Source organism: Methylobrevis albus (assembly GCF_015904235.1).
GTDB lineage: Bacteria > Pseudomonadota > Alphaproteobacteria > Rhizobiales > Pleomorphomonadaceae > Methylobrevis_A > Methylobrevis_A albus.
This window is the reverse complement of sequence record NZ_JADZLT010000040.1, coordinates 410,760-423,158: the sequence shown is the minus strand read 5'-3', so window position 1 is coordinate 423,158 and position 12,399 is coordinate 410,760. Positions and strand designations below refer to the sequence as shown.

12 protein-coding genes and 1 tRNA gene are annotated in these 12,399 nt (G+C 66.7%); 4 read left to right on the top strand and 9 right to left on the bottom strand.

What is annotated here, in order from left to right; all coding sequences use genetic code 11:
• The first annotated feature begins 142 nt into the window (after nt 1–142).
• Nucleotides 143–955: a response regulator gene (locus I5731_RS04045; protein WP_197310066.1), complete on the top strand. Its 813-nt coding sequence runs from the start codon at nt 143–145 to the stop codon at nt 953–955.
• Between the two features lie 43 nt (nt 956–998).
• On the opposite strand, the gene I5731_RS04040 is transcribed toward I5731_RS04045, so the two are convergent.
• The 4 genes from I5731_RS04040 to xoxF5 form a co-directional block, all read right to left on the bottom strand.
• Complete coding sequence (locus tag I5731_RS04040) at nt 999–1,562, bottom strand: PQQ-dependent catabolism-associated CXXCW motif protein (RefSeq protein ID WP_197310065.1); 564 nt, start codon at nt 1,560–1,562, stop codon at nt 999–1,001.
• Between the two features lie 65 nt (nt 1,563–1,627).
• Entirely contained in the window at nt 1,628–2,530 is a 903-nt protein-coding gene (locus tag I5731_RS04035; protein WP_197310064.1) for a substrate-binding domain-containing protein, read from the bottom strand.
• Between the two features lie 323 nt (nt 2,531–2,853).
• A complete protein-coding gene (locus I5731_RS04030) occupies nt 2,854–3,339 on the bottom strand; it encodes a c-type cytochrome, methanol metabolism-related (protein ID WP_235981505.1) in 486 nt (161 codons plus the stop codon).
• 340 nt (nt 3,340–3,679) lie between these two features.
• Nucleotides 3,680–5,488, bottom strand: coding sequence for a lanthanide-dependent methanol dehydrogenase XoxF5 (xoxF5, locus tag I5731_RS04025; RefSeq protein WP_197310062.1), 1,809 nt, complete (start codon nt 5,486–5,488; stop codon nt 3,680–3,682).
• Between the two features lie 447 nt (nt 5,489–5,935).
• Here xoxF5 and I5731_RS04020 point away from each other — a divergent pair, with 447 nt between their 5' ends.
• The gene (locus tag I5731_RS04020) at nt 5,936–6,940 is read left to right on the top strand and encodes a quinoprotein relay system zinc metallohydrolase 2 (protein WP_197310061.1); all 1,005 of its coding nucleotides are present in this window, start codon (nt 5,936–5,938) and stop codon (nt 6,938–6,940) included.
• Nucleotides 6,941–7,084: 144 nt separating this feature from the next.
• The gene (locus I5731_RS04015) at nt 7,085–7,906 is read left to right on the top strand and encodes a quinoprotein dehydrogenase-associated SoxYZ-like carrier (RefSeq protein WP_197310166.1); all 822 of its coding nucleotides are present in this window, start codon (nt 7,085–7,087) and stop codon (nt 7,904–7,906) included.
• Nucleotides 7,907–7,994: 88 nt separating this feature from the next.
• Here the strand turns inward: I5731_RS04015 and I5731_RS04010 are convergent, their stop codons facing one another.
• Nucleotides 7,995–8,402, bottom strand: coding sequence for a hypothetical protein (locus I5731_RS04010; protein ID WP_407941812.1), 408 nt, complete (start codon nt 8,400–8,402; stop codon nt 7,995–7,997).
• 362 nt (nt 8,403–8,764) lie between these two features.
• Between I5731_RS04010 and I5731_RS04005 the strand changes: the two genes are divergently transcribed.
• Nucleotides 8,765–8,850: transfer RNA gene (locus tag I5731_RS04005), tRNA-Leu, on the top strand.
• Nucleotides 8,851–8,910: 60 nt separating this feature from the next.
• Here the strand turns inward: I5731_RS04005 and I5731_RS04000 are convergent.
• The 4 genes from I5731_RS04000 to I5731_RS03985 form a co-directional block, all read right to left on the bottom strand.
• Entirely contained in the window at nt 8,911–10,059 is a 1,149-nt protein-coding gene (locus I5731_RS04000; RefSeq protein WP_197310059.1) for an alpha-hydroxy acid oxidase, read from the bottom strand.
• A 154-nt stretch (nt 10,060–10,213) separates the two neighbouring features.
• Nucleotides 10,214–10,993 (bottom strand): SURF1 family protein, encoded by a 780-nt coding sequence (locus tag I5731_RS03995; protein ID WP_328838112.1) that lies wholly within the window; start codon nt 10,991–10,993, stop codon nt 10,214–10,216.
• The gene (locus tag I5731_RS03990) at nt 10,990–11,409 is read right to left on the bottom strand and encodes a DUF983 domain-containing protein (protein WP_197310058.1); all 420 of its coding nucleotides are present in this window, start codon (nt 11,407–11,409) and stop codon (nt 10,990–10,992) included. The genes I5731_RS03995 and I5731_RS03990 overlap by 4 nt, the downstream gene beginning before the upstream one ends.
• A gap of 156 nt (nt 11,410–11,565) precedes the next feature.
• On the bottom strand, nt 11,566–12,261 hold the full coding sequence (locus I5731_RS03985; protein ID WP_328838110.1) for an OmpW/AlkL family protein: 696 nt from the start codon (nt 12,259–12,261) through the stop codon (nt 11,566–11,568).
• Between the last annotated feature and the right edge of the window lie 138 nt (nt 12,262–12,399).

Sequence of the window (12,399 nt, the reverse complement as noted above, 5' to 3'; positions counted from 1 at the left end):
GATGGATCCGCTGCCGTCGAATGTCCGCAAGGCCGACGAATCGTCGGCGAGACGTGACGAGCAGCCGCCAGTTCCCCTTCAGACTTCCTTTATCGGTTATCCGTCAAAGATTCGTCATACCTCTAACGGATCTTTGACCACGATGGATCTGACACTCGGCTCGCCGGCACCGGTGAAGATCATGATCGCCGACGACTCGGCGACGGTTCGCAAATTCATCGAGATTGCCCTGCAGGAAGCCGGCGATGGCCGCACCCTTTCGGTGACGTCGGTCTCGGATGGACGCGAAGCCGTGCGCGGCCTCGCCAGCGAGGCCTATGACCTCGCCTTTCTCGATATCAACATGCCGCAGATCGACGGCATCGCGGTGATGGGCGCCTTGCATCTGCAGAAAGCGGAAACTTTCGCGATCTCGATGTCGAACGCGCTCAGCGACCATTCCGAGACCCTGCTGAAATCCTTCGGCGCCTATGATTTCCTGACCAAGCCGTTCACCAAGGCCGACGTCCGGCGCATTCTCACGACCTTCGACGCCATTCGTGCGCCCTGCCCGATCCTCGTCGTCGACGATTCCGCCACCGTGCGCCGGATCGTCACCAAGGTGCTCGGGCGCAGCATCTTCAATCTCGATATCGTCGAAGCCGAAAGCGGCGCGGCCGCCCTCGACCGGATCCGCAAGCAGGGCTTCCGCATCATCTTCGCCGATTTCAACATGCCCGGCATGACCGGCGTCGAGCTCGCCGAACGGCTGGCGACCGACGCGGCCTCCGCCGACGTCATCCTGATGTCGACGGAATACACCGATGCGCTCGATCGCGCCGCCGAGCGCGTCGGCGCCCGCGCCTTCATGCGCAAGCCGTTCTACCCGGAGGACGTCGACTCGATCCTCCACCACTTGTTCGGCCTGCGGCACCCGCGCTTCAGCAAGCAGGTGCGCTTCTTCGCGACGACGTGAGGCGGACTGGAGCTGATTGGAAAGACGGGAGTCCGGGGAACGCCTAGTCCTGCGTTTCGCCCGGCCGCGGCACGGCGGTGCGCTTCTCGACGGGGAGATCCTCGAAGGTCCAGCCGTCGGTGCCCTCGGGAAACCAGGTGACGGCGGTATGGCCCCATTCGACCGCGCGCTTCGCGGCGTTCCAGCTCATCCAGCAGTCGGCGAGACAGTAGAAAACCACCGGCCGGGCCTTGTCGGCGCCGGTCGCCTTGACGAGTTCCGTGCGAAAGTAGCCTTCCATCTCCGCATTGAGCCGGCCGTAGCCGACGTCCGGCAGCCAGATGCTGCCCGGAATGTCGAGGCGGGGCTTCTCGCGGTAATAGGTGCCGGGCGGCAGCTTCGGCTTCGGCGGCATCGGCAGCACGTCGATGAAGACGGCGCCCTCCTCCCACAGCCGCTTGGCCCCGGCCGTATCGACGACCGCGGCGCCGGCGAGCGTGGCCGGCACCGGGGCACGGTAGTCGTCCTTGCGGTAGTCGGCCGGCTCGGGCACATCGCCGGCGGCAGCCGGTGCGGCGCAGACGAGAACGGCCGCCAGCAGGCTTGCGCCCGCGGCGGCCATCAGCATTCTGCCCGGCCTCGACCGGGTGTGGCGGCGCGGGGCGACGCCCACGCCCGCGCGCGACCCGCGGCTCACTGGGTGATCGGCTGGTCGCGCTCGTCGAGCAGCGGCACGCCGTAGTCGAGCAGGATCGCGTTGATCTCGGCCTGGCTGCGGGTCAGCAGCCGGTTCAGCTCGCGCTTCCAGTTCTGGTCCGACGGCCGAACGCCCATGGTGATGCGGTAGGCCATGCGGGGGCCGCCGTTCTCCTTCACCAGCGGCACGACCGTCAGCTTCGGCTCGGTCTTCGTCGCGTAGTAGCCGGCGATCGGGCCCCACAGGACGGCGACGTCGATGGTGCCGTCGCGCACGTCCTGCACCATGCGGGCGGCGGGTGAATCGATGCGGGTGTCGACCATCAGCTGGTACGGCCGCGCCCGGCCCATCAGGCCGTTCTGAGCCATGTTGCTCGCCGGCGGCGTGCCCGCGACGATGCCGATCGTCTTTTCCTTGAGCCGCGGATCGGCCAGCGAATCGATGCCGTCGAGGCCGTTGCCGGGCTTGAACACCAGCGTGTAGGCCGTGCGGTAGTAGGCATTGGTGTTCTGGACGAGCTCGTCGCCCTGGGCGTAGCCGATGATCACGTCGCAGCGGTGCTCGCCGAGCGTCTTGCGCACGAAACCGGTCGCCATCGGGAACCAGGTATAGGACACCGACTTGCCGAGCTTCTCGGCGACGAGGTCGGCGATCTTGTTCTCGAAGCCTTCGCCCTCCTGGTTGGAGAACGGCAGGTTGCGCGGGTCGGCGCAGACGCGCAGCACGTTCGGGTCGATCAGCTCGATGGCCTCGCCGAACACGGTCTCCGGCTCGCCCGCCGGGGCTCCGGGAACGACCGGCGTGGCTCCGTCCTGCGCCCATGCGCCGGACGTCTGGGCCGCACCCAGCAGGACGACCGCGGCAAGGGCCGCCCCGCGAAGCGTCGAAATGCGCGCCATGGTCTCGTTTCCTCTTGGCTTTTTCTCATCCGCCAGATCCCCGTCCACTGGATGGCGGACCATTGGGGCCGGCGGAAGGCAGTTTATCGACGTCGTTTCGGATCGGTCCCGAAGCCGCGCCGCGGCCACCATGTGGCACCGGCGCGACGTGGTCGCCGGCGGTCCGACTCGGCAATCTCATCGCGGCGCGATGCTTGCCATCGCCGGCCGCGGATCACCGCGCATCCAAGTGGCTACCGGTGATCCAGACCGATTGGATCCCGCCGGCGGCCAGGCGCCCCGGCCCCTGCGGCAGAACCGCACGGGGCCGGGGCGACGGCAGGTCATTCGGCGAGGCAGGCGTTCTCTTCGTCGCGCGCCGCCGTGTTGATCGCCGGCCGCTTCGGCTCGCCGCGATCGATCGCGCCGTCGGAGCGGCCCCGCAGGTAGACGTAGATCGAGTCGAGGAAACACATCACGTTCTTGTCCGTGCCCCAGGCCGGCATGATGCTGTTCTCGGGATGCCAGACGTTCTGCTGGCCGCTCGAGACGATTTCCGTGAACTTGTAGTAATCGATCCGCTTCAGCGAGTCCGCGAGGTTGGGCGCGAACGAGCTGCCGAGCCCGTCCGGGCCGTGGCACTGGAAGCAGTTGGCGGTGTACTTCTTGTAACCGCGCCACGTGAACCAGTCGGCCGTACCATCTTCGGCGAACTTGTAGGTCGGAACGTCGTCCGCATCGAACCACTTGCCGGCGTCTTCGCTGACGGCGGTGCTATCGGCGAGTGCGACCGTACCGGCGCAGACGACGACGGCAGTCGCCAGAGTCAAGCTTCTCCAGAGCATCAATCCTCTCCAGTTCTTCGATTTTCGCATCGAGCGAGTAAGTCTGGCCGTTGGCGTATCTCGTGAACGGAAACGGATTCGTCACGTCGGTTTGATCGGCCTGCTTCTTTGTTGGTGCCCCTGATCGGGCGCACCTATGGAGTACATTTTAGGGGGGGCGATCAATAAGACAAGACAGCGCAACCTTAATCTTTAGACAGGACTAAAGACGGGCCACGCGGATTCTGTCTCGCGGCGCAAGCATTCTTCAAACGCCAAATATCGGAGGCCCAGTACGTTCCAGGGAACGACCGGGCCTCCGACATTCATTCAGTCCGCGTCGAACTTAGTTCGGCAGCGAGAAGACGGTCAGCTGACCACCGAGCGCCGTGTACTTCGACAGGCTGGCGTAGCCACCGACCGCGCCGAGACCGGCGTTCGGATCGGTGAGGCCAGCTGCGAGGCCGATGCCGGCCCAGCCACCGATACCCGACAGGATAGCGATGTACTGCTTGCCGCTGTGCTCGTAGGTCGTGACGTTACCGATGATGCCCGACGGGGTCTTGAACTTGTACAGTTCCTTGCCCGTTTCGGCGTCGACAGCCTTCAGGAAGCCTTCGAGCGTGCCGTAGAACACGACGTCACCAGCGGTGGCGAGAGCGCCCGACCACACCGAGAACTGCTCGGGCAGCGACCACTTGATCTCGCCCTTCTTGCCGTCCCAGGCGATGAAGTTGCCCATGCCGCCATGGCTGTTCGGCGCCGGGTACATCGAGAGCGTCGCACCGACGTAGGGCTGACCCGCGGTGTAGGACACGCGGAACGGCTCGTAGTCCATGCAGACGTGGTTCGTCGGGACATAGAACAGCTCGGTCTTCGGCGAGTAGGCCGCAGGCTGCTGATCCTTGGTGCCGAGCGCCGCCGGGCAGATGCCGGTGGTGTTCACGTCTTCGCCGTTCTGGGCGGTCGAGTACTGCGAGACGACCTGCGGGCGGCCGTACTGGTCGCTGTTCGGGTCCATCACCACTTCCGTGGCCCAGTTCACGACCGGGTCGTACTTCTCGGCGACGAGGAGTTCACCCGTCTCACGGTCGAGCGTGTAGCCGAAGCCGTTACGATCGAAGTGCGTGAGCAGCTTGCGAGCGGTGCCGTCGATTTCCTGATCCGTGAGGATCATCTCGTTGACGCCGTCGAAGTCCCACTCGTCGTGCGGGGTCATCTGGTAGAGCCACTTCGCCTCGCCGGTGTCGGCGTCGCGAGCGAAGATGGTCATCGACCAGCGGTTGTCACCCGGGCGCTGCGACGGGTTCCAGGTCGAGGGGTTACCCGTGCCGTAGTATACGAGGTTCAGCTCGGGATCGAACGAGAACCAGCCCCAGGTGGTGCCGCCGCCGATCTTCCACTGATCGCCTTCCCAGGTGTTGGTGCCGGAGTCGGCGCCAACCGGCTTGCCGAGGTGGGTGGTCGTCTCCGGATTGATCAGCGTGTCGCTGTCCGGGCCCATCGACCAGCCGCGCCAGGCCTGCGTGCCGTCGGCGAGGTTGTAGGCGGTGATCGAACCACGGACGCCGAACTCGCCGCCCGAGATACCGATCAGGACCTTGTCCTTGAACACCACGGGAGCGGCGGTGCCGGTCTCGCCGATGCTCGGATCGCCGTTCTTCACCGACCAGGCGACTTCGCCGGTCTTGGCGTCGAGCGCCACGACGGTCGTGTCGGCCTGATGCAGAATGATCTTGCCGTCGCCGTAGGCCACGCCACGGTTGACCGTGTCACAGCACATCACGGGGATGACGTTCGGATCCTGCTTCGGCTCGTACTTCCAGATGATGGAGCCGTTGTCGTTCAGGTCGAGCGCGTAGACGATGTTCGGGAACGGCGTGTGCACGTACATCACGTCGCCGATGATCAGCGGGCCGCCTTCATGGCCGCGGAGCACGCCGGTCGAGAACGTCCAGGCGACCTGCAAGGAACCGACGTTGTCCTTGTTGATCTGGCTGAGCTCGGAGTAACGGGTGTTGGCGTAGTTGCCGGCCTGCTGGGTCCACTGCTTCGCGTCCTGCTGGAGCTGGATCAGCTCCTCGTTCGCCGCCGCAGGAAACGCCATCAGGGCGACCGCAGCCGTCATGGACGCGAATTGGATTGCTCTTTTCATATGTGTTCTCCCTAGACCACACTTCTTAAGTGTTGCTATCGAACAACCGCCCGCCCACGGGCTACCGGACCCGTGTTAAATCGATTTTCGACAGGGATCGTCACCGACCGCGTGTCACGGTCATCAGAGCACCAGAGGACGCGCAGAGGTGCGTCGGGAGGCTCATTTTGCGACCTTCGAACGAAACCGGCCATTCCCTCAAACGGCCGGCTTCCCGAAATCGGCGACTAACAGGACTGTAATCATCTTTCCCATGGGCCGCAAGTTCGAAGCGGAGCACGGGGTTAAAGCGATTAAGTAAGAACTTCTGCCCTAATCGGCCGGGAACCGGCGGGAACGGACGGGTACTTTTGCCTGCCCGGCGAAAGCGCTTAAATGCCCGGTGGCGCCGGCGGCGCGTCCCGCGCGCTGCCCATGATAGGCCAGGCCTATCGATCAATCGGGAGAATGTACTTCGTGGACGAACATCCTGCTGCGTCGCAGCAACGAATTTGCCGCGCGAGGCGCTGCATCGCAGCAGCCGCCGGGGTCGCGCTCGCGTTCGTGGCGGCCGCCCTTCCGGCCCCGGCGGTGCGCGCCGCCACCGGCGCGCCGGCGCCGTTGCCGGTCGTCGAAGTCGCCGAGGGGATCTTCGTCCATACGGGTGTCCACGCCCAGATGAACGCCGAAAACGGCGGCGACATCAGCAACATCGGCTTCATCATCGGCGACGAGGCGGTCGCGGTGATCGACACCGGCGGCAGCACCGAGATGGGTCGCCGCCTGCTCGCCGCGGTACGCGCGCATACCGCCCTGCCCGTCCGCTACGTCATCAATACCCACATGCATCCGGACCACGTCTTCGGCAATGCAGCATTCCGGGACGTCGGTGCCGAAGTCGTCGGACATCGCAATCTCGGCGCGGCGCTCGCCGCGCGCGGCGACTTCTACCTCGGCGCCAACAGCGAGGCGCTCGGGGCTGCCCGCATCGCCGAAGTCGAGATCATCCCGCCGACCCTTACCGTCGAGGATAAAGTGACGCTCGATCTAGGCGGCAGGCAGCTTGTTCTGGAGGCCTGGCCGGTCGCGCACACCGATAACGACCTCACCGTGCTCGACGCGCGAACCAGGACGCTATTTGCGGGAGATCTCCTTTTCGTTCAACACCTTCCGTCGGTCGACGGATCGCTGCTCGGCTGGCTGCGGGTGCTGGACGAACTCGAGCGCCGCGACCTGCGACAGATTGTACCGGGTCATGGCCCCGCCGCCGTGCCCGCCGACGGCGCCTTCGGCGCGGAACGGCGCTATTTCGAGACCCTCGCGGCCGACCTGCGCGCGGCGATCGCCGACGGTATCCCGCTCTCGCGCGCGGTGACGACGGCGGGACGAGCCGAATCGGGCCGCTGGGAGTTGTTCGACGACTTCAACGTCCGCAATGCCACCGCCGCCTACGCCGAACTCGAGTGGGAATGAGTCCCCGCAGATCGGGGAAAAATCACCGATGATTCGGGATGGCCGGTGTGTTAGCATCGCCTAAAATAAGACACTGACGCTTTGGAGGAAGCCATGAAGAGGATCGACCGGCCGTCCCCGCTCTCCCCGACCCGGCGTAGCCTGATGGCCGGGGCCGGCGCACTCGGCCTTTATCTCGCCGTCCCGGCCATCGCGTCGGCGACCGACGCGGCGAAGACCGCGATGCCGCCCGAAACCGAAAGCTGGACCGCACTGAAGAGCGACGTGTTCGGGGATCGCCCGCTGCTCGACGGCACCGGCATCCTGGATATCGGCGCGCCCTATCGCGCGGAAGACGCCGCGATCGTGCCGATCACGCTCGACTTCACCCTGCCGCCCGGCGACACGCGCCGCATTGCGCGCATCACGCTGGTGATCGACGAAAATCCCGCCCCGGTCGCCGCCGTCTTCACCCTCGGCGAGGCCGCCGGCGTCAGCCACATCGAGACGCGCGTCCGCATCAACGCCTACAGCCACGTCCACGCGGTGGCCGAGGCGAGCGACGGATCGCTCTATGTCGTCGCCCGCTATGTGAAGGCGGCCGGCGGCTGCTCGGCCCCGGCCGGCAAGGATCAGGCGCTGGCCCGCGCCGAAATGGGCAAGATGCGTTTCCGCAGCTTCGCACCCGCCGAGGCGACGAGCGGGCCGGAAGAGGCGCAGCTGATGATCCGCCACCCGAACAATTCCGGGCTGCAGAAGGATCAGGTGACGCTGAACTACATCCCGGCGCACTTCATCGACGAAGTGACGATCAGTCAGGGCAGCGACATGATCCTGAAGATGGAAGGCGGCATCTCGATCTCCGAGGATCCGAACTTCCGCTTCGCCTATGTGCCGAACGGTGCCGAGACCGTTTCGGTCAGCGCCTCCGACACCGACGGCAACGTCTTCACGGCGGAATGGCCGCGGGCCTCCAGCGAAGGCTGAGCCATCCCCGACCAACGAAAACGGCCCGTGGCTCGGAAGAGCCGCGGGCCGTTTTCGTTGGTCGGGACGTCGTTCGGAACAGCCGGCCTCAGAAGCAGCGGATCTCGGCCTCCGCCTGGGCGCGGCGCAGGTCGCCGATCGCGGCGCGCGATTCCTCGGAGGTGCGGAACAGCACGCCCTTCTCGCCGGTCACGAGGCCCATGCTGATGAAGGTCGAGGCTTCTTCGTAGCGGCGGTAGGGAATGATGGTGGCGATCACGTCGATCGAGCACGAGCAGCGCGACAGCACCTCCTGCGTCTCGCCGTTCGATTTCATGCAGCCGAACACGTAGTCGGCCCGCGCCTCGGTCGGAAAGTCGTTCACCACCTGGGCGCCGGCCACCGTCGGGGCCGCGAGCGCCAGCGCGAAAAGCGCGATTCGAAGGGTCACTGGTCTTCCTCCCTGCTCATGCCGCCCGGTTGACTCGGGTCGTGATGATCCGGACGAGCATGACATCCGCTGAAACTGAATTCAAAGCGCTGCCCGGCTCCCGGCGTTTCGCCTGCTGTCCCGCGCCTCCGGCGACGCGGTCGCTGCGCCCGGTTTCCGGGCGCCGGGTCGGCTGGCCCCGCCGCGGCAGCGACGCGGGCCGACATCGGATCGAGGTGAGGGAACCCTGATCTGCCGGCTGATGCAACCTCTTGGTACAAAAGTCGAAACCAGATGTTTAGTTATTTTTTCGTCATGTTGACCGGCGAACCGTCCCGCCAGCCGACGCCGACGGATCGAAGGCTCGTTTTGCGGCCTTGACCTGCCGCCGCGCCGCCCGCTACGCCATGGTTGTGCCGCGCCCGGCCTCCGGGTCGGCACGCCATCAGGGCCGCTTGCCGGAATCGGTAGACGGAAGGCACTTAAAATGCCTCGGGCTTTGCCCATGTGGGTTCGAGTCCCACAGCGGCCACCAGGTGTTCCCCGCCGCGAGCGGCGTTTCCGCAGCGACGGATGCACGAACCCGGCGCTGCGGTCAGGTCCGGAAGCGCAGATTGTCCCGCGACAGCTCGCCGACGTTTTTCGCCCCCATCAGGCGCATGTCGCGCAGGATCTCGGCCTGCATCTGGCCGAGCGCCCGCTCGACGCCGGCCCGGCCGGCCGCCGCCAGCGGAAACAGGTAGTAGCGCCCGAGCCCCACGGCCTTGGCGCCCAGCGACAGCGCCTTCAGCACATGGCTGCCGCGCTGCACGCCGCCGTCCATCAGCACGTCGAGCCGATCGCCGACCGCCTGCACGATCTCGTCGAGCTGGTCGAAGCCGGTACGCGAGCCGTCGAGCTGCCGGCCGCCGTGATTCGACAGCACGATTCCGGTGCAGCCGATCGCCGCCGCCCGCCGCGCATCTTCGACGCTCATCACGCCCTTGAGGCAGAACTCGCCGCCCCACTCCGCCACCATCGCGGCGACGTCGTCCCAGGTCATCGACGGATCTAGCATCTCGGTGAAGTAGCGACCGATGGTCAGCGAATCGCCCTTCATGTCGATGTGGGCGTCGAGCTGCGGCAGGCTGAACTTCTCGTGGGTGACATAATTGAGGCCCCACATCGGCTTGATCGCGAACTGGAACATGCCGCCGAGCGTCAGCCGGAACGGGATCGAGAAGCCGGTCCGCAGGTCGCGCTCGCGGTTGCCGCCGGTGATGCTGTCGACGGTGAGCATCATCACCTTGATGCCGGCGTCCTTGGCCGACTGCATCATCGAGCGGTTGAGGCCGCGGTCCTTGTGGAAATAGAACTGGTAGACCTGCGGATTGGCGTGTTTCCGCGCGAGTTCCGCCATCGACACCGTGCCGAGCGACGAGACGCCGAACATGGTGCCATAGGCCTCGGCGGCCGCCGCGGTGGCGCGCTCGCCCTCGTGATGAAACAGCCGCTGCAGCGCCGTCGGCGAGAGATAGACCGGCAGCGCGAGCTTCTGCCCCATCACCGTCACCGAGAGATCGACGTCGGAGACGCCGCGCAGCACGCTCGGCACGAGATCGCAGGCCGCGAAGGCGTCGGTGTTCCGCCGCAGCGTGGTCTCGTCGTCCGCGCCGCCGTCGATGTAGTTGAAGATCGGGCTCGGCAGGCGCCGCTGCGCCAGGCGCCGGAAGTCATGGAAATTGTGGCAGTCGGAAAGCCGCATCGGGCATCCTTTCAGGCGGTCAGCACGCGCCGGCGGGCGGCATAGGCGCTGATTATCCTGTCATCGGCGAAAGCGGAAGCCGGACATCGTGCGGACGGATCGATCGCCGGCAGCGGCGGGCGCCACCCTGCCCCGCAGCCGTACATCGGCCGGATCAGCCGCGGCGGCGACGCCCGTTGAAGAGGAAGGACGCGTAGACCGCGACCAGCGCCGCCGCCAGCCCGTACCATGTGACGGCATATTGCAGGTGGCTGTTGGGGAAGCTCACCAGCGTCTCGCCACCCTGCGGCAGGCCGCCGGGAAGAGCGGCCCGCTCCTGGTCGACCGTGAACGGGGCCACCCGGTCGGCCGGAATAGCGCGCGCGGCCGCCATCGCCGCGGGGTCGCGCGAGAACCAGACGTTGCGGGTCACATCGGCGGCCGGCGTCACCCAGGTGCCGGGTTCGGGCGGGCGGATCAGGCCGGTGATCTGCTGCGGCCCCTCGACCTGCCCGCCGGCCCGCGTCGCCGGGTCCTTCGCGGCGAGCGGCACGAAGCCGCGGTTGACGAAGACCACGGTGCCGTCGGCGAGGTCCGCCGGCGTCACGACGAAATAGCCCTGACCGCCGATCGGGCCCTTCGGCGCCCCGAGCGTGATGAAGACGTGCACCTCGTCATCATGGCGGAACGTCGCCTCGAATTCGACGCGGCGAAACTCGATCTGATCGGCCTGCAGCGCCGGCCAGTCGGCCCGCGCCGGCAGCGCCTCCGGGGCGGCGTTGATCCGCTCGGCGACGCGCGCGATCAGCGCCTCCTTCTCGGCGAGCCGCTGCAGCTGCCAGGTGCCGAGCGACAGCAGCACGGCGAGCGCCGCCAGCACCAGCACGCCGAGCAGGATCGGCGAGGCGCGCCGCGGCGCGGCGCCGTCCCAGGCGTCGTCGTTGCGCTCGGTCACGGCTGCCCCGCCTCATCGGTCGGCGGGCTGACGAGCCGGCCCTGCTCGGCCTTGTTGCGATATTGCAGGCCGATCATCAGGCCCTTCAGCGGCCGCAGCATGCCGAGGCTGAGGCCGAGCGTCAGCGGCAGCCAGAGCAACACGTGCACCCAGATCGGCGGCTGGTAGGAAACCTCCGTCACCAGCGCGCCGCCGACGACGGCAAAGCCCACCAGCAGGATGATGAAGACGGCCGGACCATCGCCGGCATCGGCGAAATCGAAATCGAGGCCACAGGCCGAGCAGCGCGGCGCGACGTCGATGAAGCCCTTGAAGAGATGCCCGCCGCCGCACCGCGGGCAGCGTCCGCGCAGGCCGGCGGCAACCGGCGGTACGGGTGCGAACTGAGCCTTGTCCTCGGCACCTTGGGTCGTCATCTGTCCTCGGGTTCCCGGGCGGCGACGGCTCTGCCGCCAGTCCCGCAAAAAGGAAGGCCGGCGCGGCGTGACCGCCGTCCCGGCCCTGAAATTCACCTGGGCACCGCCCCGCACTGACGCGCCGGCCGGTGGCAGGGCGATGATAGCGCCGCCCGCTCAGAAGCGATAGGTGATGCCCGTGCCGATCAGCCAGGGATCGAGCTCCGCCGAGCCGGAGAGAGGCGCTCCGCCGACCGTGACGTCGAAATCCGGACGCAGCAGCACCTTCTTGACGTCGACGTTGAGGCCCCAGTGCTCGTCGAGCATGTAGTCGAAGCCGGCCTGCAGCACCACGCCGAAGCTGTTCTTGACGTCGAGCGACGTCGCCGCGGCGCCGGACTGCGAATAGAACATCGTGTAGTTCACGCCCGCGCCGATATAGGGCTTGAAGGCACCGAAATCGGTGAAGTGATATTGCAGCGTCAGCGACGGCGGCAGCAACCAGGTCTTGCCGACGCGGCCGAGCCCGGCGATCGAGCCCTCGCCGTAGACGTTGGCGAAGGTGGTGCCGAGGATCAGTTCGGCCGCGATGTTGTCCGTGAAATAGTAGCTGATATCGAGTTCCGGGATCACCGTGTCGGAGAACGACAGGCCCGACCCGGCAACGCCGTCGACCGCGCCCGAATCACGCGTGATCACCCCGAGCGCCCTGAGGCGCACCTGCCACGGGCTCACCGCCTCCGGCAAAGCCATCTCGCCTGCCGGGATCACCTCCGGCGCGGTCGGATCCGCCGCGGCGGCGACCGACGGCCCGGCGAGCGCGACCGCGGCGGCGAGGGTGGCACGGATGGCGGTCTTCGAAGTCCTGAACACGATTCTGTCTCCCGATCGGTGTTGCGACCGGGAGAGCTTCGCGCCGCGTCGGCGCCGGTCCGTTGCGCCAGATCAAATCGGCGATGTCGGACGATCGTTCAGTCGGGCTGATGCAGAATTGCGACAACGTAGAAAAAC